24 protein-coding genes are annotated in these 25,822 nt (G+C 73.8%); 5 read left to right on the top strand and 19 right to left on the bottom strand.

Going from position 1 to position 25,822, the window contains the following annotated elements; genetic code table 11:
• Positions 1–95 precede the first annotated feature (95 nt).
• Both ACIQ5Y_RS24930 and ACIQ5Y_RS24925 read right to left on the bottom strand, forming a co-directional pair.
• Entirely contained in the window at positions 96–1,628 is a 1,533-nt protein-coding gene (locus tag ACIQ5Y_RS24930; protein ID WP_403884463.1) for an amino acid permease, read from the bottom strand.
• A gap of 94 nt (positions 1,629–1,722) precedes the next feature.
• Positions 1,723–2,703 carry a hypothetical protein gene (locus ACIQ5Y_RS24925; protein WP_403884461.1) on the bottom strand — a complete coding sequence of 327 codons (981 nt, stop codon included), beginning with the start codon at positions 2,701–2,703 and terminating at the stop codon, positions 1,723–1,725.
• Positions 2,704–3,029: 326 nt separating this feature from the next.
• On the opposite strand from ACIQ5Y_RS24925, the gene ACIQ5Y_RS24920 reads away from it, so the two are divergent.
• From ACIQ5Y_RS24920 to ACIQ5Y_RS24910, 3 genes are read left to right on the top strand one after another with little or no spacing between them, the layout of a single operon-like run.
• Positions 3,030–4,466 (top strand): FGGY family carbohydrate kinase, encoded by a 1,437-nt coding sequence (locus ACIQ5Y_RS24920; protein ID WP_403884458.1) that lies wholly within the window; start codon positions 3,030–3,032, stop codon positions 4,464–4,466.
• The gene (locus tag ACIQ5Y_RS24915; protein ID WP_403884455.1) at positions 4,463–5,863 is read left to right on the top strand and encodes an FAD-dependent oxidoreductase; all 1,401 of its coding nucleotides are present in this window, start codon (positions 4,463–4,465) and stop codon (positions 5,861–5,863) included. The genes ACIQ5Y_RS24920 and ACIQ5Y_RS24915 overlap by 4 nt, the downstream gene beginning before the upstream one ends.
• A complete protein-coding gene (locus tag ACIQ5Y_RS24910; RefSeq protein WP_403884452.1) occupies positions 5,860–7,056 on the top strand; it encodes an NAD(P)/FAD-dependent oxidoreductase in 1,197 nt (398 codons plus the stop codon). Before ACIQ5Y_RS24915 ends, ACIQ5Y_RS24910 begins: the two co-directional genes overlap by 4 nt.
• Before the next feature lie 193 nt (positions 7,057–7,249).
• Here the strand turns inward: ACIQ5Y_RS24910 and hypE are convergent, their stop codons facing one another.
• The 15 genes from hypE to ACIQ5Y_RS24835 all read right to left on the bottom strand — a co-directional run bounded on the left by hypE (position 7,250) and on the right by ACIQ5Y_RS24835 (position 22,331).
• Positions 7,250–8,311: a hydrogenase expression/formation protein HypE gene (gene hypE, locus ACIQ5Y_RS24905; RefSeq protein ID WP_403884449.1), complete on the bottom strand. Its 1,062-nt coding sequence runs from the start codon at positions 8,309–8,311 to the stop codon at positions 7,250–7,252.
• Positions 8,304–9,437 (bottom strand): hydrogenase formation protein HypD, encoded by a 1,134-nt coding sequence (hypD, locus tag ACIQ5Y_RS24900; RefSeq protein ID WP_403884446.1) that lies wholly within the window; start codon positions 9,435–9,437, stop codon positions 8,304–8,306. The genes hypE and hypD overlap by 8 nt, the downstream gene beginning before the upstream one ends.
• Positions 9,434–9,769: a HypC/HybG/HupF family hydrogenase formation chaperone gene (locus ACIQ5Y_RS24895; protein WP_403884443.1), complete on the bottom strand. Its 336-nt coding sequence runs from the start codon at positions 9,767–9,769 to the stop codon at positions 9,434–9,436. Before ACIQ5Y_RS24895 ends, hypD begins: the two co-directional genes overlap by 4 nt.
• On the bottom strand, positions 9,738–12,158 hold the full coding sequence (gene hypF / locus ACIQ5Y_RS24890) for a carbamoyltransferase HypF (protein ID WP_403884440.1): 2,421 nt from the start codon (positions 12,156–12,158) through the stop codon (positions 9,738–9,740). The genes ACIQ5Y_RS24895 and hypF overlap by 32 nt, the downstream gene beginning before the upstream one ends.
• On the bottom strand, positions 12,158–13,003 hold the full coding sequence (gene hypB / locus ACIQ5Y_RS24885) for a hydrogenase nickel incorporation protein HypB (RefSeq protein WP_403884437.1): 846 nt from the start codon (positions 13,001–13,003) through the stop codon (positions 12,158–12,160). The genes hypF and hypB overlap by 1 nt, the downstream gene beginning before the upstream one ends.
• A gap of 3 nt (positions 13,004–13,006) precedes the next feature.
• Positions 13,007–13,438, bottom strand: a complete 432-nt coding sequence (locus ACIQ5Y_RS24880; protein WP_403884434.1) for a hydrogenase maturation nickel metallochaperone HypA — start codon at positions 13,436–13,438, stop codon at positions 13,007–13,009.
• 122 nt (positions 13,439–13,560) lie between these two features.
• Positions 13,561–13,662: a DUF6893 family small protein gene (locus ACIQ5Y_RS24875; RefSeq protein ID WP_403884431.1), complete on the bottom strand. Its 102-nt coding sequence runs from the start codon at positions 13,660–13,662 to the stop codon at positions 13,561–13,563.
• Between the two features lie 11 nt (positions 13,663–13,673).
• Positions 13,674–14,195 carry a hydrogenase maturation protease gene (locus ACIQ5Y_RS24870; RefSeq protein WP_403884428.1) on the bottom strand — a complete coding sequence of 174 codons (522 nt, stop codon included), beginning with the start codon at positions 14,193–14,195 and terminating at the stop codon, positions 13,674–13,676.
• Positions 14,192–15,616, bottom strand: a complete 1,425-nt coding sequence (locus ACIQ5Y_RS24865) for a hypothetical protein (protein WP_403884425.1) — start codon at positions 15,614–15,616, stop codon at positions 14,192–14,194. Before ACIQ5Y_RS24865 ends, ACIQ5Y_RS24870 begins: the two co-directional genes overlap by 4 nt.
• Positions 15,613–16,359 (bottom strand): DUF6084 family protein, encoded by a 747-nt coding sequence (locus tag ACIQ5Y_RS24860; RefSeq protein ID WP_403884422.1) that lies wholly within the window; start codon positions 16,357–16,359, stop codon positions 15,613–15,615. Before ACIQ5Y_RS24860 ends, ACIQ5Y_RS24865 begins: the two co-directional genes overlap by 4 nt.
• Positions 16,356–17,024 (bottom strand): DUF5947 family protein, encoded by a 669-nt coding sequence (locus ACIQ5Y_RS24855; protein ID WP_403884420.1) that lies wholly within the window; start codon positions 17,022–17,024, stop codon positions 16,356–16,358. The genes ACIQ5Y_RS24860 and ACIQ5Y_RS24855 overlap by 4 nt, the downstream gene beginning before the upstream one ends.
• Positions 17,021–17,560 carry a hypothetical protein gene (locus ACIQ5Y_RS24850; protein ID WP_403884417.1) on the bottom strand — a complete coding sequence of 180 codons (540 nt, stop codon included), beginning with the start codon at positions 17,558–17,560 and terminating at the stop codon, positions 17,021–17,023. The genes ACIQ5Y_RS24855 and ACIQ5Y_RS24850 overlap by 4 nt, the downstream gene beginning before the upstream one ends.
• Entirely contained in the window at positions 17,557–19,341 is a 1,785-nt protein-coding gene (locus ACIQ5Y_RS24845) for a nickel-dependent hydrogenase large subunit (RefSeq protein WP_403884414.1), read from the bottom strand. Before ACIQ5Y_RS24845 ends, ACIQ5Y_RS24850 begins: the two co-directional genes overlap by 4 nt.
• Positions 19,342–19,415: 74 nt before the next feature.
• Entirely contained in the window at positions 19,416–20,471 is a 1,056-nt protein-coding gene (locus ACIQ5Y_RS24840) for a hydrogenase expression protein HypE (RefSeq protein WP_403884411.1), read from the bottom strand.
• A gap of 90 nt (positions 20,472–20,561) precedes the next feature.
• Positions 20,562–22,331, bottom strand: coding sequence for an enoyl-CoA hydratase-related protein (locus ACIQ5Y_RS24835; protein ID WP_403884409.1), 1,770 nt, complete (start codon positions 22,329–22,331; stop codon positions 20,562–20,564).
• A 204-nt stretch (positions 22,332–22,535) separates the two neighbouring features.
• On the opposite strand from ACIQ5Y_RS24835, the gene ACIQ5Y_RS24830 reads away from it, so the two are divergent.
• Complete coding sequence (locus ACIQ5Y_RS24830; RefSeq protein WP_403884407.1) at positions 22,536–22,691, top strand: DUF6131 family protein; 156 nt, start codon at positions 22,536–22,538, stop codon at positions 22,689–22,691.
• 65 nt (positions 22,692–22,756) lie between these two features.
• Here ACIQ5Y_RS24830 and ACIQ5Y_RS24825 read toward each other — a convergent pair whose 3' ends face one another.
• Both ACIQ5Y_RS24825 and ACIQ5Y_RS24820 read right to left on the bottom strand, forming a co-directional pair.
• On the bottom strand, positions 22,757–24,244 hold the full coding sequence (locus tag ACIQ5Y_RS24825; RefSeq protein WP_403884405.1) for a bifunctional phosphatase PAP2/diacylglycerol kinase family protein: 1,488 nt from the start codon (positions 24,242–24,244) through the stop codon (positions 22,757–22,759).
• A 222-nt stretch (positions 24,245–24,466) separates the two neighbouring features.
• Positions 24,467–25,219 carry a BTAD domain-containing putative transcriptional regulator gene (locus ACIQ5Y_RS24820; RefSeq protein WP_403884404.1) on the bottom strand — a complete coding sequence of 251 codons (753 nt, stop codon included), beginning with the start codon at positions 25,217–25,219 and terminating at the stop codon, positions 24,467–24,469.
• Between the two features lie 335 nt (positions 25,220–25,554).
• Between ACIQ5Y_RS24820 and ACIQ5Y_RS24815 the strand changes: the two genes are divergently transcribed.
• Positions 25,555–25,821, top strand: a complete 267-nt coding sequence (locus ACIQ5Y_RS24815) for a StsA-related sactipeptide RiPP (RefSeq protein ID WP_403884401.1) — start codon at positions 25,555–25,557, stop codon at positions 25,819–25,821.
• Position 25,822 lies beyond the last annotated feature (1 nt).

Genomic DNA, 25,822 nt, shown 5'->3' with positions numbered 1-25,822 from the left:
GCGTATTTGTCCTCCGGGTTGTACTTGGGCGGGGGTGCACAACCCCCCGGGGGGGGGGGCGCCCGCGGGGGGGCGCCGCGCCCGGCGCGGGGTGCTCAGACGATGCCTTCGGCGATCTCGGCCTGCTCACGGGCGTTGCCGTACGCGGCCGGGGTCCCGTACGAGCGCCGGGCGACGTACCACCACGCGCTGGCAAGGAGCAGGACCACTGCCAGGGCGATCACCGCGTAGTTCATGGTGTCGATGGTGACCGGCGACTTCTGCGGCAGGCAGAACAGGACGGTGACGACGGCGACCCAGACGACGGCGATCCAGCCGATCGGCTTGCTCCAGCGGCCCAGGCTCCACGGGCCGGGCCGGAAGCGGTCGCCGGCGCGCAGGCGCAGGTAGATCGGGATGGCGTAGGCCGGGGTGATGCCGATGACGTTGATCGCGGTCACGGCCCCGTAGGCGGTGGCGGAGTAGAGCGAGGGCAGCGCCAGGACGCCCGCGACGGCGACCGCGAGCCACACGGCCGGGACCGGCGTCTGGGTGCGGCCGCTGACCTTGCGCCACAGGGCGGAGCCGGGCAGCGCGTTGTCACGGCTGAACGCGAAGACCATCCGGCTGGCGGCGGCGACCTCGGCGTTGCCGCAGAAGAGCTGCGCGACGATCACGACGAGCAGCAGGGCCTTGGCGCCCCCGGCACCCAGGGCGTCGAGGAAGATCTGCGCCGGCGGGACACCGGTGGCGGTGCCCGCGACGGCCGCGTAGTCCTGGATGGCGAAGGTGAGGCCCGCCAGCAGCGCGAACCCGGCCAGCCACGAGGCCCAGATGGAGCGGACGATGCCCTTGGCGGCGGCCACCGAGGCGTTCGAGGTTTCCTCCGACAGGTGCGCGGAGGCGTCGTAGCCGGAGAAGGTGTACTGGGCGAGCAGCAGGCCGACCGCGGCCACGTAGAACGGGTTCGCCCAGCCGGTGTCGTTGACGAACTCGGTGAAGACGAACGAGGCCGACTGGTGGTGGTCGGGGACGAAGGCCAGGGCGCCGACGATGAGCGCGACGCCGCCGAGGTGCCACCAGACGCTGACGGAGTTCAGGACGCTGACGAGGCGGACGCCGAAGAGGTTGAGCACGGCGTGCAGCAGCAGGATGGCCAGGAAGATCAGGAAGGTCGTTCCCGGGGTGGGCACGAAGCCGAACTGGAGGTTGAGGAAGGCGCCGGTGAACAGGGCGGCGCCGTAGTCGATGCCGGCGATGGCGCCGAGCAGGCCGAGCAGGTTGAGCCAGCCCGTGTACCAGCCCCAGCGGCGTCCGCCGAGCCGGTCGGCCATGTAGTAGAGCGCCCCGGAGGTGGGGTAGGCGCTGGTCACCTCGGCGAGGGCGAGACCCACGCAGAGCACGAAGAGACCGACGCCGGCCCAGCCCCACAGCATCACGGCCGGACCGCCGGTGCCCAGGCCGAAGCCGTAGAGGGTCATGCAGCCGGACAGGACGGATATGACGGAGAAGCTGATGGCGAAGTTGCCGAAGCCGCCCATCCGGCGGGCGAGGACGGGCTGGTAGCCGAGCTCCCTGAGCCGTTCCTCCTCGTCGTGCCGGGGTGGGGCCACGCTGTCCTGGCGGACGGTCGGCGCGGTTCTGGACATGGCGGGGTACCTCCGGGGGGTTCGTGGAACGCGGGGACGATGAGCGGGGGGTGGGGGTGTCGGGGCCGCGGCGAGCGGGCCGCGGGAGGGAGGATCAGCCGCGGTCGGCCAGGCTGCGGGACCTGGCCCGCAGGAAGACCTCCGCGGCCAGTTCCTGGTCGGCCGGGTCGCGGGTCCGGTAGGCCCACGGCAGGGTGGTCCAGTACCGGCCGACCGCGTCGAAGACCTGGGTCGCCTCGCCGAACCGGTTGGCTCCCCACAGGGCGTGGGCGAGATGGTTCAGGTCGAGCGGCGAGGCACGGCGCAGATCGGCGTGGCGGAACCAGGTGTCCAGTGCGTGCCCGGCGTCACGGAGCGCGCCGTCGCTCACCCAGTGGAGGTCGAGTGCCTTCTCCTGGCCGCGTTCACGGCGGTAGCGCTCGACGTTCAGATAGAGCGGCAGGGCGTGGACGGCGGACCCGGTCGGCGCGGAATCGGCCGCCCATTGCACGAAGTTGGCGGCTTCCGTGAGCGGTCCGGGGGTGCCCGTGCACACGAACTGGAGCATCCGGTGGTACGCCTCGCGGTTGTGCGGGTCGCGCTTGTCGGCCTGCGCGAGGATGCCCCAGGGGCCGGGGGGCAGCATCAGGACGGGCGGCGCGAGCCGGTGCTCGTCCATCGACCGCTGGTCGTCGAGGAGGGCGAGGGCGAGCAGGCAGACCCAGGGCACGGGGTCGTCGGGGCTGATCTCGGCGGCGTCCCGGCAGGCCAGCCACGCCTCCTGCCACAGTTGGTGGGTGCGGGGGTGCCGTGCGCGGTGGGCCCGGACGGCGCGTTCGACGGCGACACGGGTGTGCATGACGGAGGCGGCGACGCTGCGGGGTTCCTCGGCGCGCCACGCCTGGACCACGTCCGAACCGGCGGCGACGGCGGCGAGCACCTGGGTGCGCTGGGTCCACAGACCCCAGCCGTCCGTCCGGTCCAGTAACTGGGCCATCGACACCCAGCGGCCGGTGCGCAGGTCCTGCACGGCGACACGGAGCTCGTTGTCGTGGCCCGCGGGATGGTAGACGGGCCGGAAGTCGCTGCCCGCCATCACCTCGTCCCGGTCGACGGGTGGCGGGGGCGGGCGCGTCTTGCGTCGGTGGTGGTCATGGGTCCTCGCATCGCAAAGTGCCGTCGCGCCGGGTAATCGGCGATCACTATAGAGCGACATTGCGCGTTCGCATCACGGTTCTTTTCGGAATGCAACTATCAAGCCACATCCAGCATGTGAGATCTCGTCAGTCGTTCCGTGGACGGTCCGTGCCGATCTTGACGGCCGGCGTCCCCCTGGTGAAGTCTTCCGACCGACGGACAGCCGACGGGCAGCCGACGGACAGGCCGACGGACGAGCCGGTGGACATGAGGGACGGAGTCGAGATGACGGGCCCTGTGCTCGCTGTGGACCAGGGAACGTCGGGAACGAAGGCCCTCGTCATCTGTCCCGACCGAGGAGTCATCGGCTCCGCCTCCGCTCCCGTGCGGCCCGCCTACCTGCCGGGCGGCCGGGTCGAGGTCGACCCCCGTGAGCTGCTGGACTCGGTCGTCGACGCGGGCCGCGCCGCCCTGGCGGCGGCCGGCGAGCCGGTGGTGGCGGTCGGCCTGGCCAACCAGGGCGAGACCGTACTCGCCTGGGACCCGGCGAGCGGTGAGCCGCTGACCGACGCGATCGTCTGGCAGGACCGCCGCGCCGAGGGGCTGTGCACGGAACTCGCCCCGCACGCCGCACTCTTGCGGGAGCGGACGGGCCTGCCGCTCGACCCGTACTTCGCCGCGCCGAAGATGGCCTGGATACGCCGTGGCCTGACCCGGCAGGGCGTGGTGACGACCAGCGACGCATGGCTGGTGCACCGGCTCACCGGCGCCTTCGTCACCGACGCGGCCACCGCGGGCCGCACCCAGCTCCTCGACCTCGACACCGTCGACTGGTCGCCCGCCGCGCTCGACGTCTTCGGCCTCACCGGCGAGCGGCTGCCCGAAGTCGTCGACGCCGACGCGCACATCGGCACCACGACCGCGTTCGGCCCCCCGCTCCCGCTGACCGGCCTGCTCGTCGACCAGCAGGCCGCCCTGCTCGCCCAGCGCGTCACCGAGCCCGGCACCGCCAAGTGCACTTACGGCACCGGGGCGTTCCTCCTCGCGCAGACCGGCCCGCGCCCCCGCCGCAGCACCACCGGACTGGTCGGCTGCGTCGCCTGGCGGCTCGGCGGGGAGACCAGCTACTGCCTGGACGGGCAGGTCTACACGGCCGCGTCCGCCGTCCGCTGGCTCACCGACCTCGGCGTGATCTCCGGCGCCCACGAACTCGACACCGTGGGAGCGACCGCCCCGGACGCCGGCGGCGTCACCTTCGTCCCCGCGCTCGCCGGGCTCGCCGCCCCCTGGTGGCGGGGCGACCTGCGGGGTTCCGTCACCGGCCTCGGCCTCGACACGACCGCCGGGCACCTCGTGCGCGCCTTGTGCGACGGCATCGCCGCGCAGGTCGCCGAGCTCGCGGACGCGGCCGCCGCCGACCTGGGCGCGCCCCTGGCCGCCCTGCGCGTCGACGGCGGACTGACCCGCTCCGCCCTGCTCATGCAGGCACAGGCCGACCTGTTGCAGATACCCGTCGAGGTGTCGGCGCTGCCGGACGCCACCGCCCTCGGCGTCGGCGCGGTCGCCCGGCTCGGGCTCGACCCCTCGCTCACCGTCGCCGAGGCCGTCCCCGAGTGGAAGCCCTCCGCCGTGTACGAGCCGAACGCCGGCTCCGCACAGGCCGCGGAGCGCCGAGCCCGCTTCCGGACGGCCGTGTCCGCCCTGCTCGACGGCCCGGCATGACCGTCACCACCCGGGGACCGCTGCCCGGCACATCCCCGTACGACGTGACGGTCGTCGGCGCCGGCGTGGTCGGCTCGGCCATCGCCCGCGAACTGGCCCGGCTCCCCCTGCGGATCGCCCTGGTCGACGCGTCCGACGACGTCGGCAACGGCACTTCCAAGGCCAACACCGCCATCCTGCACACCGGCTTCGACGCGGTGCCCGGATCCCTGGAGTCCCGGCTCGTCCGGGAGGGACAGCGGCTGCTCGCCTCGTACGCGGCCGACAGCGGTATCCCGGTGGAACCGCTCGGTGCCCTGCTCGTCGCCTGGAACGAGCGGCAGCTCGCCGCCCTCCCGGGGCTGGCCGACAAGGCCGTGGCCAACGGCTACCGGTCGGCCCGGATCCTCGCGGCCGACGAGGTACGGGCCCGCGAACCGGAGCTCGGGCCCGGCGTACTGGGGGCCCTCCACGTGCCGGACGAAGCCGTCATCTGCCCCTGGACGACCACCCTCGCCTACGCGACGCAGGCCGTGCGGGCCGGTGTCGACCTGCACCTGAACTGCCCGGTGCGGTCGGTCGCGCCCGGTGAACCGCACGTGCTGGCCACCGGCCGGGGCCCCCTGCGCACCCGGTACCTGGTCAACGCGGCGGGCCTGTACGCCGACGAGATCGACCGGCTCCTGGGCCACGAGGACTTCACCGTGACGCCCCGGCGCGGCCAGCTGATCGTCTTCGACGAGCTCGCCCGCGGCCTCGTACGCCACATCCTGCTGCCCGTGCCGGACGAGCGGGGCAAGGGAGTGCTGGTCGCACCGACCGTGTACGGGAACGTGATGCTCGGGCCGACCGCCGAGGACCTGGAGGACAAGACGGCCACCGGGTCGACGGCCGACGGCCTCGCGCTGCTGCGGGAGAAGGGCCGGCGGATCCTGCCGGCGCTCCTGGACGAGGAGGTCACCGCCGTGTACGCGGGGCTGCGCGCGGCCACCGGGCAGGAGGACTACGCCATCCGGGCCCACCCCGGGCAGCGGTACGTGACCGTGGGCGGGATCCGCTCCACCGGGCTGACCGCCTCGATGGCGATCGCCGCCCACGTGGTGGAGCTGCTCGCCGAAGGCGGCCTGCCGGTTGCAGGCGCACGGGAGTTGGAGCCGGTGCGGATGCCGAACCTCGGCGAAGCCTTCCCCCGGCCCTACCAGGACGCCGCGATGATCGCGGCGGACCCGGAGTACGGCCGCATCGTCTGCCACTGCGAGCGCGTGACCCGCGGGGAGATCCGCGACGCGCTCGCCGCGACCGTCCCGCCCGGGTCACCGGACGGCCTGCGCCGGCGCACGCGCGCCAGGGGCGGCCGCTGCCAGGGCTTCCACTGCGGGGCCGCCGTCCGCGCGCTGTTCGAGGAGGGACGCGCGTGAACCGTACGGACCGAACCGTCGACGTACTGGTCGTCGGCGCCGGCCCCGCCGGGCTCGCCCTGGCCACCCGGCTGGCGGGTGCCGGCGCCGGACGCGTCGAGGTCCTGGAACGCGAGCCGGAGGCGGGTGGCATGCCGCGCCACCTCCACCACGGCGGCTTCGGCCGGCCCCCGCGCCCCTGGCTGCGGGGTCCCGAGTACGCGCGCGGGTCCGCGCGGACCGCGCTCGCCGCCGGGGCCGCGCTCCGCACCGGGGTCACCGCCACCGGCTGGGCCGGCCCGCTCACCCTGGAGACCACCAGCCCGGCGGGCCTGGAGCGGATCACGGCCCGGGCCGTCGTCCTGGCCACGGGCGCCCGGGAACGCCCCCGCAGCGCCCGGCTGGTGCCGGGCTCCCGCCCGCAGGGGGTGCTGACCACCGGCGAGCTCCTGCAGTCGGTCCACCACTACGGCCTGCCCGTCGGGCGGCGGGCCGTGGTGGTCGGCGCCGAGCCGGTCGCCCGCCACGCCGTGGGCACGCTGCGCCGGGCCGGCACGGACGTGGTGGCCATGGTCACCGAGCACCCGCGCGCCACCGCCGTGCCGGGCGTCCCGCTGCTCACCGAGACCACGGTCGGCGAACTGCGCGGCCGGGGCCGGCTGACCGGGGTCGCCGTCCGCCACCGGGACGGCCGGTCCGGGGTCCTCGCCTGCGACACCGTGGTCTTCACCGGCGACTGGATCCCCGACCACGAGCTGGCCCGCCGCGGCGGCGTCCCGCTCGACCCCGGCACCAGGGGCCCCGGCGTGGACGCCTCCTTCCGCACGGCGCGGCCGGGCGTCTTCGCCGTGGGCAACGCCCTCCACGGCATCGAGAGCGCGGCCACCGCGGCGGCGGAGGGCGCCGCCGCGGCCGACCCGGTCCTGGCCCACCTGGCCGGCGCCCCCTGGCCGCAGCCCGGCCCGCGGCTGGAGGTCCGGGCCCCGCTCTTGTGGGTGATGCCGAACCGGGTCACCGCCGCCACGCGGCCGCTGCTGCTGCGTAGCGGGGAGCCGCTGACCGCCCCCGTGGTGACGGTGAGCCAGGATGGCCGACAGCTGTGGCGGCGACGGGTGATGGACCGGGTCTCCGCGTCCCACTCCCTGCGCCTGCCGCCGGCGTGGACGACCGCGGTCGACCCGCGGGGCGGCCCGGTCGTGCTGACCATCGGCTGAGCGCCGTTGCCGGGGCTCCGCCCCGGACCCCGCGCCTCAAACGCCGGCGGGGCCGGACTTTCCAGCCCGTCCGGCGTTTGAGGACCGGGGTCCGGGGCGGAGCCCAGGGGAACGGAGGAAGGGCGGGTAGGGGAACAGCCCCGCAGGGTGCCGCCCCGCCGGTCGGCCGGCGCTCCGGGCCGGACGGCGGGCGTCAGCAGATCCGCGGCAGCTGTTCCCCGATCGGCAGGTCGACCACGCGCGTCCCGCCGAGCCCCGTCCGCGCCACGACCATGCCGGGGTGGGCCTCGACCGCCTCGCCGATCACGGCCGCGTGCCGGCCCAGCGGGTGGGCGCGCATCGCGTCGAGGACGGCGTCCGCGTGCTCGCGGGGTACGAAGGCGACCAGCTTGCCCTCGTTGGCCACGTAGAACGGGTCCAGGCCGAGGATCGCGCAGGCGTTGCGGACGGGTTCCGGGACCGGGACCCGGCCCTCCTGGACGACGACCCCGGTCCCCGAGGCGGCCGCGATCTCGCAGAGGGAGGCGGCGAGCCCCCCGCGGGTGGGGTCGCGCAGCACGTGGAGGTCGGGCGTGACCGCGAGCATCGCCTGGACGAGGCCGCCCAGCGCCGCGCAGTCGCTCTCGATCTCCACGCCGAAGCCGAGCCCCTCGCGGACGCTCATGATCGCCACGCCGTGCAGGCCGATCTCACCGCTGACGATGACGACATCGCCCGGCACGACCCGCTGCGGGCGCAGGTCCACCCCGTCCGGGATCAGGCCGATGCCCGCGGTGTTGACGTAGATCCCGTCGCCGTGGCCCGCCTCCACGACCTTGGTGTCGCCGGTCGCCACCTCGACGCCGGCGGCGCGGGCGGCGGCGCCCAACGCCCCGGCCACGCGCGCCACCGTGGCCATCTCGACGCCCTCCTCCAGGATGAACCCGCAGGACAGGTACGCGGCCCGGGCCCCGCTCATCGCCAGGTCGTTGACCGTGCCGTTGACCGCGAGGTCGCCGATGCTGCCGCCGGGGAAGAACAGCGGGCGCACCACGTACGAATCGGTCGAGAAGGCCAGCCGGGCCCCGCCGAGGGTCAGCGCGGCCGCGTCCCCGAGCCGGCCGAGCACCTCCCCTCCGTAGGCGGGCGCGAAGACGTGCTCGACCAGCTCGGCGGAGAGCGCGCCGCCGCCCCCGTGGCCCATCACCACGCGGGGCCGGTCGCGCAGGGGGGCCGGACAGGTCCAGCCGGTGACGTCGAGTGCGGTCTCAGACAACGGGGTTCGCCTCCAGCGGGGCCTTCGCGGCGTTCGGGATGTCCAGGCGCCGGTAGAGGTAGTACGCGGCGCACGCGCCCTCGCTGGAGACCATCGTGGCGCCGAGCGGGGTGCGCGGGGTGCAGGTGGTGCCGAAGGCCTCGCACTCGTGCGGCTTGAGCAGGCCCTGGAGCACCTCGCCGGCGCGGCACTCGGCGGGCTCCCGCGTGGCGATGTCGGTCACCGAGAAGCGGTGTTCGGCGTCGAGGTCCCGGTAGCGGGACGACAGTCGCCAGCCGCTGGCGGGGATGACGCCGATGCCGCGCCAGGCCCGGTCGGTGACCTCGAAGACGTCCTCCAGCATCGCGAGCGCGGCCGGGTTGCCCTCGGGGCGGACGGCGCGGGCGTACGCGTTGTCGACGGTGTGCTCGCCGCGTTCGAGCTGGAGCACGGCCCGCCGTACGCCCTCCAGGATGTCCAGCGGCTCGAAACCGGTCACCACGATCGGGACCTTGTACCGCGCGGCCAGATCGGGGTACTCGCCCGTGCCCATCACGCTGCACACGTGCCCCGCGGCGAGGAAGCCCTGGACCCGGCAGCTCGGCGAGGTCATGATCGCCTCGATCGCCGGGGGCACCCGGACGTGGGACACCAGCAGGCTGAAGTTGCGGATGCCGAGCTTCTTCGCCTGGTACACGGTCATCGCGTTGGGCGGCGCCGTGGTCTCGAAGCCGATGCCGAAGAACACCACTTCGCGGTCCGGGTTCTGCCGGGCGATCCGCAGGGCGTCGAGCGGGGAGTACACGACCCGTACGTCGCCGCCCTCGCTGCGCACCTGGAAGAGGTCGCGTCCGGTCCCCGGCACGCGGAGCATGTCCCCGAAGGAGCAGAAGATCACCTCGGGCCGGGAGGCGATCTCCAGGGCCTTGTCGATGACCTCCAGCGGCGTCACGCACACCGGGCAGCCCGGCCCGTGGATCAATTCGACCTGCTCGGGCAGGAGTTGGTCGATACCGTGCCGGATGATGGTGTGCGTCTGGCCGCCGCAGACCTCCATCAGCGCCCAGGGGCGGGTCACGGTGGCGTGGATCTCGTCGAGCAGCCGCTTGGCGAGGGCGGGGTCCTGGAACTCGTCGATGTACTTCACTGCTGCGCCGCCTCCTGCGGGACGTCGTCCGGGTCGTCGGTGAAGGGCCAGGGGGTACCACCGGCCTCCGCGGCGGCCCGTTCCCACGGGTCGCCGAACTCCTCCTGGAGCATGCCGAGCTGGGCGAACAGGTCGAGGGTCTGCTTGGCCGACTCCTCGTCCAGGCGCTGGAGGGCGAAGCCGACGTGGACGATGGCGTACTCGCCGACCCGGAGGTCCGGCAGGTATTCCAGGCACACCTCCTTGACCACGCCCCCGAAGTCCACGGTGGCCATCCGGGTGCCGTCCTGCTCCCCGATGTCAATCACTCTGCCGGGCACCGCCAGGCACATGGGTTCCTCCTCGCTGTGGGTGTCCGTCGGCGCAGCCGGCGGTCGCGGTCGCGCCCGCCACCATGAGCTGGCCGAGCGCCAGCCCCCCGTCGTTCGGGGGGACCCGGTGGTGGCGCAGTACGGTGAAGCCGTGCTCCCGCAACAGCCGGGAACAGGCGGACGAGAGAGCGGAGTTCGCGAAGACCCCGCCGGTCAGGGTGACGGTGTCCAGGCCGTGTCGCCCGCGCGCCGCGAGGCACAGCTCGCCGACGAGGGCGGCGACCGCGGCGTGGAACCGGGCCGAGATCACCGGCGGCGGGGTGCCCGCGCGCAGATCGGCCACGACCGCGGCCAGCACGGGCCCCGGGTCGGCGGTCAGCGGGGGAGCGTCGGCCGAGTCGGCCGTGCCCGCCTCGGGGGCGCCGAGCGCGAACCGGTAGGCGGGCCCGCCGCCGTCCGCCGCCGCCATCGCGGCCGCCTCCAGCTCGATCGCGGCCTGGGCCTCGTACCCCGCGTGGTGGCAGACCCCCGCCAGTGAGGACACGGCGTCGAAGAGGCGGCCCATGCCGGAGGTGGGCACGCAGTTCAGGTTCCGCTCCAACTGGCGGCGCAGCACCAGCAGTTCATCGGTCGGGCAGGCGTGCACGGGCGGCAGGTCCGGGGACCAGTCGATGCCGGCGGCCCACAGGTGCGCCAGCGCCATCCGGTACGGGCGCCGCACGGTGGCGTCGCCGCCCGGCAGGGGGACGTAGGCGAGGTGCGCGAAACGCGTGTACCCGGTGTAGTCGGCGAGCAGGGTCTCGCCGCCCCACACCGCGCCGTCGTCCCCGTAGCCCGTGCCGTCGAAGGCGATGCCGATCACGCGCCGGTCGCCGCCGAGGCCGTGCTCGGCCATCGCCGAGGCGACGTGCGCGTGGTGGTGCTGTACGCGGACCAGGGGCCGGGCGCCCGCGTTGCGCACGGCCCACCGCGCGGAGCGGTAGCCGGGGTGCCGGTCGGCGGCGAGCAGCCCGGGCGTCACCCCGGTGATCGACTCCAACTGCCGCTCGGCACCTTCGAAGGCCTGCTGGGTGGCCAGGTCGTCCATGTCGCCGATGTGCGCGGACAGCCATGCCTTGCGGCCCTTGCCGAGGCAGAAGACGTTCTTGAGGTCCCCTCCCGTGGCGAGCGCCGCGGGTACGGAGGCCGGCAGCGCGAGGGGCAGCGGGGCGTGGCCGCGCGAGCGGCGCACGGTCAGCGGCTCGCCGTCGCAGACCCGCACCACGGAGTCGTCGCACGGCACGTGGATCGGGCGGTCGTGGGTGAGCCAGGCGTCGGCGAGGTGCCCGAGGCGCTCCAGGGCCTCGGCGTCGTCCGTGACGATGGGCTCGCCCGACAGGTTGCCGCTGGTCATCACCAGCAGGCGGGGGCCGGGCGGGTCGCCCGGCAGCCCGAGCAGCAGGTGGTGCACGGGGGTGTACGGGAGCATCACCCCGAGGTCGGGGGAGCGGGGGGCCACGGCGTCGGCGATCGGCGGGGCCGCCGGGCCGTCCGCCGCCGGGCGGCGGCGCAGCAGGACGATGGGCCGGACGGGACCGGTGAGCAGTTCCCGCTCGGCCGGGCCGAGTTCCACGAGGGACTCGATGTCGGCGAGGGCGCGGACCATCAGGGCGAACGGTTTGTCCCCGCGGGCCTTGCGGCGCCGCAGCTCGGCCACCGCGCCGGGCAGGGTGGCGTCGCAGGCGAGGTGGTAGCCGCCGAGCCCCTTGACCGCGACGATCGCCCCCTCGGCCAGCAGCCGCCGGGCCCCGGACACCGGGTCGGCCGCCTCCACCTCGCGCGGCGGCGCCCCGGCGAGCAGGCGCAGCCGGGGCCCGCAGGCGGGGCAGGCCACGGGCTGGGCGTGGAACCGCCGGTCGGCGGGATCGGCGTACTCCCGTGCGCAGTCGGGGCACATCGGGAACCGGGCCATGGTGGTGTGCGCCCGGTCGTACGGAAGCCCGGTGACGATGGTGAAGCGGGGGCCGCAGTGGGTGCAGGTGATGAAGGGGTGCCGGTGGCGCCGGTCGGCGGGATCCGCCAGCTCGGCCAGGCAGTCGGCGCAGGTGGCCACGTCGGGGGAGACCAGCGTGCGCGCCGGTCCGCCGGAGCGGGAGGCGACGATGGTGAAGCCGGAGCCGCCCGCGACGGGGAGTTCGCAGTGGTCGACGGCGTCGACGACGGCCAGCGGCGGGGCGTCCGCGGCGAGCCGGTCGCAGAACGCGGACACGGCGGCGGGAGCGCCCTCGACCTCCGCGACGACGCCTTCGGGGGTGTTGGTGACGTGCCCGGCGAGGCCGAGTCCGGTCGCGCGGGTGTACACGTACGGCCGGAAGCCGACGCCCTGCACCACCCCGCGCACCAGGACCCGACGGCGCTGCACGGCCTCCATCAGCGGGTCGGCGCCGCGGCCGGACGGGGGTGGAGGTGCCCGGGACCGGCCCCGTGGCCGTGGTGGTGGTCAGGGCCGCCATGGCCGTCATCGCCGTCGTGCTCGTGGTCGTGCCCGTGGTCGTGGTCTTCGTGGTCGTGATGGTGGTGCGGGAGGGGCTGCTGTGCCATGACCGGTGCGTGCACCGGGTGGCCGTCGGCGACCGCGAGCGCCCGGTCCAGGAGCGCGCCCGCGCCCTCGCCCGCCTTGGCGGAGGTCAACACCACCTCCACACCGGGATTGACCTGCTGCACGTTGGCTCGGAAGGCCGCCTCGTCGAACTCCACGGCCCCGGCGATGTCCGTCTTCGTCACGACCACCAGGTGGGCCGTCCCGAACGCCGTGGGGTACTTGAGCGGCTTGTCCTCGCCCTCGGTCACCGAGGCCAGTACGACGCGCAGGGATTCCCCCAGGTCGTACGAGGCCGGGCAGACGAGGTTGCCGACGTTCTCCACGAACAGCAGCCGGGTGTCGGCCGGGAGCCATCCGTCCAGGTGCCGCCCGAGCATCCGGGCCTCCAGGTGGCACAGCCCGTCGGTGAGCACCTGCTTGACGGGTACGCCCGAACGCCCCAGCCGTACCGCGTCGTTCTCCGTGGCCAGGTCGGCCGTCAGCGCGGCCACCGGGACCCCCCGCTCCCTGGCGAAGCCCAGTTCGGCCTCCAGGAGCGCCGTCTTCCCGCTGCCCGGGCTGGACAGCAGGTTGACCACCGTCGTTCCTCGGGCGCCGAGTTCACCGCGCAGGAGCTGCGCGGCGGAGTCGTTCTTGGCGAGGACCGCCGCCTTCAGGTCGACCACACGGCACATGGTTCAGCGCTCCTCGGAGATCGGTTCGCGGACGGGCGGAACGGGCGGAACGGGCGGAACGGGCCCGGCCGGGGGGCCGGCGGGGCCGTCCTCCCAGTGGACGCCGGTGATCTGCAGCTCGCGCCCGGAGCGGAGCTCGACCTCCGTGGCCAGGCCGCAGCCGGGGCACAGCAGCCGCGGAGGCATGCCGACGGCCCAGTCGCCCGAGCAGGATCCGCAGTGCGCGCGGGCCGCCACGGGCTCCGTCACCAGCTCGGCGCCCTCCAGGAGCGTTCCGGCGCAGGCCAGTTCGAAACAGAAGGCGAGCGCGTCCGGCACCACTCCGGCCAGCTCGCCGACCTGGAGCCGGACCGACGTGACCGCGCTCGCGCCGCCCGCCCGCGCGGCTTCCTCGACCTGGCCGACCACGGCCATGGCGATCGACATCTCGTGCATGGGACTCCGTCCTGCCGGGCCTCATTAGACCGGCAGACGGCGTAGGGACCGCACGGGCACGCCGACGCGCCGTGCGGCCCGTAAGCCGTTCGGGTGCCCGGCCGGTGCCGGGCGGGGCGGGGTCACTTCCGACTGATGTCGATGTACCGCTTGAGGTCGGGCAGGACAGAGACGAGCGCCGCGGCAAGGGCCGCGGCCACGCCGAAGACGATGACCTTCTTCATGGGGTTCCTCCTCAGTTGGCGACGGCATCGGTTGGCGCCGCAGTGCGGTCGTCCTCCAGCAGGTCCAGCACCATCCGCACGGCCTCCGGCACCGCGGCGGCCACCGGGTCGCTCAGGCCCATCCCCTCCTCCAGGCAGGAGGGTTCGCAGCCGACGACGAGGATCCGCCGCGGCCGGGTGCCGCCCGTGCCCGCGCACAGGGTGTCGAGCAGGGCCAGCACCGCGTCGGGCGACATCTGGTGCCCGTCGAGCGCCGGGGCCTGCGGGGCGATCGATCCGGTTTCGGCGGCCTCGATCAGGTACAGCGTCCCGGGGGCGCCGCCGCGGGCGGTGGCGTCCACCAGCACCAGCGTGTCGTAGCCGTCCAGGAGCTGGTAGGCCAGGTGCACACCGCGCACGCCGATGTCCACCACCTCCACGTGCTCCGGCAGCCGGCTCCCGGGCACCGACAGCCGCCGTACGGTCTCGACGCCGAAGCCGTCGTCGCCGAGGAAGACGTTGCCGATGCCCGCCACCAGGATCCGGGCGCTCACACGTCCTCCAGGGGGGTGACCTCGTCGGGCTGGAAGTACAGGAACCGGCCCTGCTCCCGGCGGATGTCGGCGCCCGGGTCGCCCTCGACGGTGACCGCGAGGTGCACGCCCCCGTCGACGTCGTGCAGGACGGTCTCCACCCGGGCGGTGCGGCCCTGGAGGAACAGGTCCTGCGCGTCGGTGCGCCGCAGGCCGGGACGCAGGATCACGCGGCTGCCCGGGCCCACGGACGTCCCGTCCACCAGGACCCGGTCGGGGGCCGGGCCGGCGGCGTCGGCGTGCTCCGGGTCCCACCAGGGGGTGTCCGGCCTGAACACGGCGTCGTCCTCGAAGGATTCGGGTACGACGGCGGGCACGGGATGCCGGGGGTCGGTGATCTCCCGCAGCGCGCGGACCGCTCCGTGCAGGCGCTCCAGCACCTCGGCGGGCATGTTGTCGGCCAGGTCGATCACGGCGGCGGCCCGCGCGTCCGTGCCGCGCGCCTCGCGCTTCTCCTGCTCGGTCAGAGCGGCGGTCCGCAGGGCGAGGATCTCGTCGATCTCGGTGGCGTCGTACATGGCCCCGGCGCTCTCGGGCGCGATCGCGGGATGGTCCTCCAGGATGATCGGAGAGGAGAGGACCACGTCGGCCCGGCCGGATTCCCCGGCGAGCACCGGCCAGGTGTGCCGGTTCCCGCAGGCCGCGACGGCCGCCTTGGCCCATTCGGGCGGGTCGGTCATCGACAGGAAGGAACCGGCGCTCAGGCCCAGCAGCAGGTGGGAGGCGACGAGCGAGCGGGGCAGGGCGGAGTCGCGGTCGGCGCAGGCCGCCTCCCCGGGAGTCCAGGAGCTGGTGTTCTCCACCACGACGGTGAGCTTCAACGCCCGGTAGGGCCCGTCGAGTTCCGTGGCGTGCAGCCGCACCACCCCGTCGACCGGTTCGGTCCGCCGGACCAGCCGGCCGCGTTCGCGGCCGTCGGCGTCCCGGACCGGCTCGGTCTGCGTACGGGCGGGCCTGGCGAAGGCGAGGGTGATCTCCCCGGCAGTCAACTCGGCTACGGACACGCGCATTTCGACGCGCTCCTCGGTGCCCTCGTCCCAGGGGACCAGTACCCGGTCGGGCAGGTGCAGCTCGGGCACGGCCGCGAACGAACCGTCCCCGAGGGCCTCTTCGACCGTGCGCCGCTGCGCGTGCAGGAAGCGCAGCTCGACGGCGAGGGTCGCCGCCCCGCGGGGCTCCATGATCAGCTCGGTGCGCTGGAACGAGTGCTCGTCGTGCGCCGGGCCCCACGCGGGCGGGACCAGCACGCCGAACTGCCAGCGCAGCCGGTTCTTGGCCGCCGAGGCCCGGTACGGGTACAGCACGTACCCCTCGAACAGGACCGCGTCGGCGACCTGCCGGGCGACGGCGAAGCGGGACTCGGGCAGGGACGTGGTGGTCATGGCGTGGGCCTCCCGATCACGCGCTGCAGTACGCCGCCGCCCCGGACCGGGTCCGGCACGGCGGCAGCGGGATCCGGGGCCGCCCCGGTGGGTGGCCGCGCGTCCACGGCGGAGTCCAGCAGCGCCCGTACGGTCGCCTCCCAGGAGGACAGCGCGTGGCGAGAGCGGAAGGCGAGCAGGTCCGCCATGGTGTCGCGGGGCAGCCGCAGCCAGCCGCAGCCGGGGAAGTGCTGCTCGATCATCTCCCGCCACACGGCCACGGGCATCCGGATCGGGGCCTCGCGGTCCCAGGGCACCGGCTCTACGCGGAAGCCGCCGGAGCCGGTGAACGCCGTACCGGAGAAGAGCATCAGCAGGGGCGCCTCACCGTCCTCCAGGGCGTCGAAATAGCGGGTCGCCGCGATGTCCATGTCGTACGTGCAGGGCACGGCCACCTCGGTCTCGGTCTCCCCGGTGAAGCTCGGGACCATGACCGGAACGTGCGCGAACTGGACGGGCTGGAGCGAACTGCCCCAGCGGGAGCGCTCCCCGAACAGGTCGTGGAGTGCGGCGGCCTCGCCCGGTCCGTAGCCGCGCCGCGCCGGTTCGATGCGCAACTGGCAGCGCAGCGCCAGGGCGTGGACGCGGACGGCTTCGCCGGGATCGGCCCCGGTGGCGGTGACGCGGAGCCGGAACACGAGGGTGGGGCCGGCGGCATAGGGGTCGGAGCGGACCCCGGTGCAGGTGAAGGCGAAGTCGGTCACGGCCGTCCCTCCGCCGCCGGGGACACGGCGGCGGAGGTGACACCGGCCCGGCGCCGCACCTCCTCGAAGAAGGCCTGCAACGCGGCGCGGGCCTCCGCGCCGCCGTCGAAGCCCTGCCACAGCAGCCTCATCCGCCCCACCAGCTCGTAGCACATGTCGATCGGTACGAGGTAGCACTCGGTCCGACCCTCCGAGCGGCGCAACAGCAGGGCCTCCACGTCGGGTTCGAGGAGTCCGGCCAGCCGGCCGGCTCCCAGGACGCGCTGCCAGGTCTCCGCGTCGAGTTCGCTCTCCGTGGCCCCGGCCGGGCTCGGGTAGAGGGCGACGAGCCGGTCCAGCGCGGCGTTGCGGAAGAAGAACGCGACGCCGACCGGGATCTGCAACGCCTCCCACGCGCCCTCGTCCAACGGGTGCTCGGGATCCGCCAGACAGCGGTTCGGGACGGCCCGGTACCGCCCGGTGGCGGTACCCGGCCGGTCGAACAGCAGGGCGCAGGCCGTGCAGGCGCAGAGCAGGGACCGCTGCTCGGTCTGCACCAGGTGGCGGTGGGCGTCCTCGGCCACCGCCACCCCGCACAGTTCGCAGGTCTCCGGACGCGGCGCCCGGGGGCCGGTGAAGCGCCGCAGGCCGCGCGCGGGTGCGGCCTGCGGGTGGAGCGGGGTCACGGAACGCGCGCCGGGGTCTGCGGGCGGGTGCCGATCTGCAGCAGCGCGGGCTGCGGGGCGGCGGGCGCCAGCTCCACCGAGGTCACCTCGGGGGCGAAGGCGGCCAGGGCGTCCTCGACCCGCTGCCGTACCGCGTCGGCGGTGCTGCCGCAACCGCAGCCCCCGGCCGAGGCCGTGGAGCGCAGCCGCAGGACGCCCGTGGCCTCCTCGAAACCGGCCTGCTCCACCGGTTCCCGTACGGCGTCCAGCGCGCGGGCGATCCGGGTGCGCACGTCCTCGGGGTGCAGGTCGTGCAGGGTGAGCAGACCGGAGACGAGCTCGTCGTCCAGCAGCCCGGCGAGGGCGGCGGAACCGGCCGGGTCCTCGCCGAGGCGCTCCACGATCCGGGCCAGCCCGGACCCGTAGAACTCCATGAGCACGCGCACCAGTTCCTCGGCCGCCGCGGCGGCCTCCCGGTCCCCGGAGCCGGCCAGCCGGTCGAGGACCTCCTCGACCCGCAGACCCGTCTCCCGGGTCCCTGCCGTCGCCGCGCTCATCCGCCCAGTCCGCTCAGGCCGGTGGGCACGTGCATCGACTTCACCGTCTTGCCGCCGCCGACGTACATGTGGACGCCGCAGGGCAGACAGGGGTCGAAGCTGCGCACGGCGCGCATGATGTCGATGCCCTTGAAGTTCTCCGGGGAGTTCTCCTCGAAGATCGGGGTGTTCTGGACGGCGTCCTCGTACGGTCCCGGAGTGCCGAAGGTGTCGCGGGTGCTCGCGTTCCACGGGGTCGGCGGGTACGGGTGGTAGTTGGCGATCTTGCCGTCCCGGATCACCATGTGGTGCGACAGGACGCCCCGTACGGCCTCGGTGAAGCCGACGCCGATGGACTCGCTCGGCACCTCGAACTTCTCCCAGGTCTGGGTGCGCCCGGCGCGGACCTCGGCCAGCCCCTTCTCGGCGCAGTGCAGGGCGACGGCGGCCGCGTACGCCTGGAAGTACGTGCGGGCGCGGTTGCGCTCCAGCGCGTTGCTCCACCGCGGGATCTTCCACTCGAAGGTGGTCTCCGGCTTGGTCATCGTGCGCGGCAGGTTGATGACCACGCTGTGCCCGGTGGCCTTGACGTAGCCGATGTCCACGAGCCCGGACAGGGCGGTGGACCACAGGCGGGCGATGGGGCCGCCGCCGGTGTCGAGCGCGAGGTGGTCCTTGCCGTCGAACCAGCGCGGCGACATCACCCAGCTGTACTTGTCGTCGAAGTTCCGCTTCTGCGGGGCGGGAATGGTGTGCTGGTTCCACGGGTGGCGGGCGTCGACCGGGTTGCCGAGCGGGTCGTGGGTGACGAACTTCTCCTGGCCCGCCCAGTCGTCGTAGTACGAACTGCCCAGCAGGATGCGGATGCCGAGGTTGATGTCGGTGAGGTCGTTGGTCACCAACTTGCCGTCCACGACGACACCCGGGGTGACGAACATCTTCCGTCCCCAGTTGCTCATGTTGGCGTACGTGAAGTCGCAGTACTCGGGGTCGTTGAGCGCGCCCCAGCAGCCGAGCAGCACGCGCCGCCGGCCGACCTCCTCGTAGCCGGGCAGCGCCTCGTAGAAGAAGTCGAAGAGGTCGTCGTGCAGCGGGACGACGCGCTTCATGAACTCCACGTACCGCATGAGGCGGCTCGTGTAGTCCGTGAAGAGCTGGACGGAGGCGATGGTGCCGACGCCGCCCGCGTAGAGGGTGGAGGGGTGCACGTGGCGGCCCTCCATCAGGCAGAACATCTCCCGCGTGTAGCGGCTGACCTGGAGGGCCTCGCGGTAGAACTCGCCCTCGATGGGGTTGAGGGAGCGCATGATGTCGGCGATGGTGCGGTAGCCGTGGTCGCCGGCGTGCGGGGCCTCGGTGCGTTCGGCCAGTTCGAGGACGCCCGGGTTGGTCTCGCGGACCATCTTCTCGCAGTAGTCGACCCCGACCAGGTTCTCCTGGAAGATGTTGTGGTCGAACATGTACTCCGCCGCCTCGCCGAGGTTGATGATCCACTCGGCGAGGTGGGGAGGCTTCACCCCGTAGGCCATGTTCTGCGCGTAGACGGAGCACGTGGCGTGGTTGTCCCCGCAGATGCCGCAGATGCGGCTGGTGATGAAGTGCGCGTCACGGGGGTCCTTGCCGCGCATGAAGACGCTGTAGCCGCGGAAGACGGAGGAAGTGCTGTAGCACTCCGCGACCCGCTTCTGCTTGAAGTCGATCTTCGTGTGAATGCCGAGACTGCCCACGATCCGGGTGATCGGATCCCAGGCCATCTCCACCAGGCCGCTGCCGTCGCCGCCGGCGTTCGTCTTCGGTGCCATCTTGTCTGCCGTGACCCTTCTTGCTGCTGTGCTGCGCGGAGTTCATGAGCGGGGTGGTGAGGCGTCCGGGCCGGTCACCAGGGCGGGCGGTAGCCCGTCGTCAGCTTCCGGCCGGTGCGGCGCCACTTCGGCTCCTGGTCCACGGTGTGCGCCGTGATCGAGCGGAGCTTGCGGATTACCGCCCCGTACGTGCCGCTGGCCGCGACGGACACCTTGGCGCCGGGGGGCTCGTCCATGAACGGCATGAACTTGTCGGGGAAGCCGGGCATGGTGCAGGCGATGCAGATGCCACCCACGTTGGGGCAGCCGCCGATGCCGTTCATCCAGCCGCGCTTGGGGACGTTGCACTTGACGACGGGACCCCAGCAGCCCAGCTTGACCAGGCACTTGGGGGAGTCGTAGGTGTGCGCGAACTGGCCCTGCTCGTAGTAGCCGGCGCGGTCGCAGCCCTCGTGCACGGTGTTGCCGAACAGCCAGGTCGGGCGCAGCTTGTCGTCGAGCGGGATCATCGGCGCGGAGCCCGCCGCCTGGTAGAGCAGGTAGGTGAGGGTCTCCGAGAAGTTGTCCGGCTGGATCGGGCAGCCCGGCACGCACACGATCGGGATGCCGGCCTTCGACTTCCAGTTCCAGCCGAGGTAGTCGGGCACGCCCATGGCGCCGGTGGGGTTGCCCTCCATCGCGTGGATGCCGCCGTACGTGGCGCACGTACCGATCGCCACCACGGCGAGGGCCTTGGGCGCCAGCCGGTCGATCCACTCGCTGGTGGTGATGGGCTGGCCGGTGTCCGGGTCGTCGCCGAATCCGCACCAGTAGCCCTCGGGCTTGATCTTCTCGTTGGGGATGGACCCCTCCACGACGAGCACGAAGGGGTCGATCTCCCCCCGCTCGCCCTTGAAGAACCACTCGATGAAGGTGTCCGCGCCGCCCACCGGGCCGCATTCGAAGTCGATCAGCGGCCAGTGCACCTGGATCTTGGGCAGGCCCGGGAGCGTGCCGGTGACGATCTCCTCGATGCTGGGCTGCATCGCCGCCGTCAGGGAGACCGAGTCGCCGTCGCAGCTCAGTCCGGCGTTGATCCAGAGGATGTGGATCGGCGGGTCCTCTACCGTGCTCGGGGTTGTTGCATCCATGAGGAGCGCTCCTTGGGGACGGATGCGGGGATGGTCGGGGCCCGGGCCGGGCGGCCGGGGGAGCTCGCGCGGGTGGGCCCACCCTTCTTGCTAACAGTCCGCGGGGCCCGGTGCCCTGTCTTGCAGGGCCGGTCCAGTGACGGGCCCGCCCCGCGCGGCCCGCGGGGCCGTGTGCCGTCCGGGCACGGGCCGGGCCAGGTGCGCAGGAGTGCCGTCCGGGGCCTCCTTGCGGGCGAAGGCGCGGCGCAGCGCGTGGTACGGCGCCCGCGGGTCGAAGAACGTCTCCCGCATCCGGGCCAGCTCCGCCTCCCGGTAGGCGGCGAGCGGCCGGACGGCCTCGTCCCGGTCGCGCCGCGCCTTCTTCCCGGCGATGGCGGACTGCGTGGCCGGCGAGGCCGCCAGGCGGACCGCGAGCCGGACCGTCTGCGCCGTGAACTCCTGCGGGCCGCAGGGGACCGTACGGTCGATCAGCCCCATCCGCAGGGCGGCGTCGGCGCTCACCGGCAGGGCCTCGGCCGTCAGACGCTCCGCGGCGGCGTCGCCGACCCGGCGGGGCAGGGTGTAGGTCCAGTACTCCGAGCCGTACAGCCCCATCAGCCGGTAGTGCGGGTTGAGCACCACCCCCGCCCGGCACCAGACCTCGTCGGCGGCCAGGGCGAGCATCGCCCCGCCGGCGGCGGCGTTGCCGCCGAGGGCGGCCACCACGAGCCGGTCGGTGGTGGTCAGCACGGCCTCCACCAGGTCGTCCATGGCGTTGATGTTGGCCCAGGACTCCGCGGCCGGGTCGTCGGCCGCCTCGATGACGCCGAGGTGGATGCCGTTGGAGAAGAAGCCCCGGCCGCCCCCGAGGACGAGTACCGAGGTCGGGCGGGAACAGGCCGCCCGGTAGGCGGCCAGCAGCCGGTGGCAGTGCGCGGTGCTCATCGCGCCGCCCGGGAAGGAGAACGACAGGAACCCGGCCCCGCCCTCCTCGCGGTAGCCGATGTCCGACCACGCGCGCTCCTCCGGGCCGGCTTCCGCGGGCGCGGGGACCTCGGGCAGCGGGGGCAGGGCGTCGCCGAGGGCGAGGACGGCCGGCAGCTTGACGGGGGCCGGCCCCGAGGGCGTGCGCCGGGCCCGCAGTTCGGGGATCCAGACGGCGCCGTCGGCCGTCGCCCGGCAGACGGCCCCCGCCCTCGTCGCCAGCAACTCCCCGGGACGGCCGCGGAGCCCGTCCTCCCGCCGGCCGCCGTGCAGGAACCAGCGGCCGCCCGGCAGGTCGTCCAGGACGCCCGGCTGCGAGTCGGCGGCGCGCAGGGCGCGGAGCACCTGCTCCGTGGTGTCGTGGGCCCAGTCGATCCGGCGCTGCTCCTGGCGCAGGTAGGGCCGCGCCCGGCCCGTCTCCTGACGCCGCGGGACGTGGGTGCCGGAGGCGAAGCGGTCGACGGCCAGCAGGACGGCGGCCAGCGCGGCGTCGGCGACCTCACCGCGGTAGACGTCGCTCTTGCCGACGGGCGGGAGCGCGCATTCGACGGACGCCCAGACGTCGCCGGCGTCCATCTCCTCGACGGCCTGGAGGACGGTCACGCCCCACCGCTCCGCGTCCTCGGTGACGGCCCAGTCGAGCGAGGAGGGCCCCCGATCGCCCACGGGACCCGGATGGACGATCAGGCAGGTGTGCGCCGACCAGACCTCACGGGGGACGGCCGTCTTCAGCATCGGCGCCACGACGAGGTCCGGCCGGTGGCGGCTGACGGCCTCGGACAGGGAGGAACCGGGGAGGACGAGCTCGACCGTGACGCTGTGGCCGTGATCCCTCAGCTCGGCGTGGACACGCTGGGTGAGGCTGTTGAAGGCACTGGCGGCGAGCAGGATGTGCACGTGATCTCCCAAGCGTCCGGACCCCGGCGACCGGCAGCCGAAGTACGGCCGCCGGCCATCGTCGACCCCGGGTGCCCGCCGGCCCGCGAGACCTACAGGGCGTGTCCCTCGGACGGGGGCGCATCCGCCGCCACATGGTGGATGCGCGGCGCGCATTCCCTCGCCGAAACCGGGCAGGAGCGGTGGGCGAGACGGGAGAACAACATGATCATCCTCGGAATCATTCTGTTGATCGTCGGCTGGCTCCTCGGCATCTCGATCCTGTGGACCATCGGGCTCATCCTCGTCGTGATCGGGCTCATCCTCTGGGTCCTCGGTGCCGTCGGACACACGGTGGGCGGCCGGCGCCACTACTACTAGTCGCTCCACGATGCCCGGAGCCGAGCCGGCGGTTCACCGCCGGCTCGTCCGATTGCGGGCGGGGGTCAGGCGCGCGGGCGGTAGACGGTCAGCGCGTCCGGGAGGGAGTCGAGAACGAGCTCGCTCGGGGCCAGGGCGTACTCGCCGTCGTAGGCGAGCGCGGTGCCCTTCGGGATGTCCGCGATCCGCAGGGTGCGCAGCCTGGTGGCCGTGTGGACGGGCGACCGGGTCAGCGGGCCCGCCATGGCGGTCGCGAGGAGCCGGGGGCCGGGACGGCCGCCGCCGTAGGCGAGCCGCACGTCGAGCAGCCCCTCGCCCAGGCCGTCGCGCCGGCGGGGGGCCGGGCCCGTGCCGTGGTACGTGCCGTTGCCCGCGAACAGCAGCCAGACGCTCCGGGTCCGGCCGGCCAGCCGGAGCCGTACGGGGTGTTCCGCGCGCAGCACCCGCCAGGCCGCCAGCAGCCCGGCGGCCGCGCTCCCGATGCGCGGCGCCCACGTCAGACGGTGCTTCAGCAGCAGCGGGTAGGCGCCGATGCTGAAGGTGTTGACGAAGTACCCCGGTGTGCCCCCGGACGAGGCCGGGCCCGGGGTGAAACGGCCCAGGCTCACCCGGACCGCGTGGCCCGCGGCGAGGGCGCGGCAGGTGTCCTCGGCGCCGGTGAGGCCGAAGTCCTGGGCGAAGTGGTTGAGCGTCCCACCGGGGAACACCGCCAGCGGCACCCCCGCCCGCAGTGCGGCCGCGGCGGCCGCACCGATGGTTCCGTCACCGCCGCACACCCCGAGCACAGTGGCCCGGGAGGCCGCCTCCGCCAGTGCCGCGGGCAGCTCGGAGCCCTCGCACTCGACCAGTTCGGCCTTGGGAAGCCGGGCGCGCACCACGTCGAGCCCCGCCTCCGCGGCGGTTCCGGACCCGGCGTTGACCACCACCGTGAGCCCGGCTCCGTCCGGCAGCGCGGGTGCCTCCGCGGCGGTCCGCTCGTTGCCCGGAACGATGCGGGCCCCCTCCGCGTCGCGCGCGAGTCGTCGTACGAGGAACCCCGAAGCGACCCCCAGGGCCGCCCCGGCGACCACGTCCGAGGGGTAGTGCACCCCGGTGTACACGCGGGAGAACGCCACGGACACCGCGACGGGGACGAGCACCGCTCCCCAGCCGGGGGATTCCAGCGCCAGCCCGGCCGTGAACGCGAACGCGGACGCGGAGTGCCCGGACGGGAACGACGTGGTCCGGGGCTGGGTCGCCAACTGCCGTGCGGCGGGCACCCCCTCCAGCAGCGGCCGGGGCCGGCGCACGGTCCACTTGCCGACGGTGTTGATGGCCGCCGACGCCAGCGCCAGCGAGGCGGCTCCGCGCAGTGCGGCCCTGCGGGCCCGGGCCGAGCCGGCCACGGTGATCACCGCGGCGGACGCGCCCCACAGCACTCCGTGGTTCGCGGCCCGCCCGAGCCTCGGCAGCACCCGGTCGGCCCCCGGCCAGTGCCGCCGGGCCACCAGGTCGAACAGCTGCCGGTCCCACCGCGCCGCCACGCCCCGCCAGGTCAGCTCCTGATCAGTCATCTCTCGACCCTACTCCCGGACGGGAGTGACGCCAGGTGCGCTCCGGGCGGCGGTGCCGTCCCGTCGGGGCGCGGACGCGGGGGCCGCACGGGTGATGCGGAGCGGCGGGCCACCCGGCCGGCGCTCGACACTCGGCGCTCCGCACTCGGGGGTCGGTGCTCCATGCTCCGCACTCGGGGGTCGGCGCTCCATGCTCCGCACTCCGGGGTCGGCGCTCCGCGCTCAGTACTCCGCGGTGAGGGCGAGCTGGCGTTCGCGGTCCTGCTTCAGCAACTGCGGGATCGCGCCGCTCGGGGCCACGCCCAGTTCGGAGAAGAGGAGCTCGCGGTAGTGGCGGTAGCGCCGGTGTGCGTCGGCGACTTCGCCGACGTGCAGGCACGACTGGACGGCGATGCGCCGGGGTCCCTCCCGCAGCGGGTCGGCCTGGGCCGCGGCGTCGGCCAGTTCGAGCACGGCGTCGTGCTGCCGGCGTTGCAGGAACGTCTCCGCGAGCCGCTCGAGCGTCTGGACGCGCTGGAGCTTCCACTTCTCCTGGAACGGCACGAGCCAGTCGTGGTCCCATCCGTACAGCAGCGGGTGCCGCAACATGCTCCACAGCTGCGGCTGCCAGTCCTCGTCGACCGCGGCGCCGGCGGTTCCCGACACCGCCGAGACCAGTCGTGCGGCCGTCCTGTAGTCCACCTCGACGTGGTCGGCCAGGGAGATGGTGGTGTGCGTGGTCCGCAAGAGCGCCCCGGACGTGGCTTGATTCAGCCGCCACACGGTCTGCCGTAATCGGGCCGCGGCCCGGGCCGGCGGGGCGTCGGGCCACAGCCGTGCGGCCAGGTCGCCGCGCCGTACCGGACGGTCGCCGAGCACGAGGCCCGCGACGAGCCGCTGCTGGATGTCGCTGAGATCGGCGACCCCCTGATCCGTGCGGCAGACGAAGCCTGGCAGCAGCGATACGTGCACGATGCCGAAGCCTGTGGGGTTCATCGCACCTCTCGGGTCGTCCGACGGACCGTTGGCCCGCCGACTGGGCGTGTCAGTGATCTCCGGTGCCGACATCCACGTTCGCTTCACATGAGCTTCACAACAGCTGTGGTATGAGCGTGAGGCACGGCATGGAGATCGTCAACACCCTCGCGTGGCCGGTTCCCGAGGCTCGTATACGGCCACCGGATCCGCTGCCGGGAGCGGCGCCGTCCTCGCGCGTATGTCCCCGTTCATGCCTCTGACACAACCCACATTCGTGGGGTTGTTTCACCGAACCGCCACGCGCAGTCTCGGTGGCGTCCCCGTACCGAACGTCACAGCGAAGGGTGGGAAACATGAGCTTCAACTCCCTGGAGGCGCTCCGTTCCGCCGGTGTCATCGGCGGCACGATGGCCCCCGCACTCGAGGAGTTCTACGGCAGCCTGACCGAGGAGGAGACCACCGTCCTCATCTCGACCAAGAACCGCCTCGCGGCGATCCTGCCCGACGTGGTGGCCCACTCCCAGGAGTGGTCCTCGCCCGAGTCCTCGAAGGAGGGCTGGGACGCCGCGATGCTGTGTGCCTGCGGCGTCTGGTCCGGCTCCGGTCACGCGCAGAACTAGT

The organism is Streptomyces sp. NPDC096339, from assembly GCF_044762985.1.
Lineage (GTDB): Bacteria > Actinomycetota > Actinomycetes > Streptomycetales > Streptomycetaceae > Streptomyces.
Note: the sequence above shows the minus strand (reverse complement) of the source record. Positions and strands in the feature narration are given on the sequence as shown.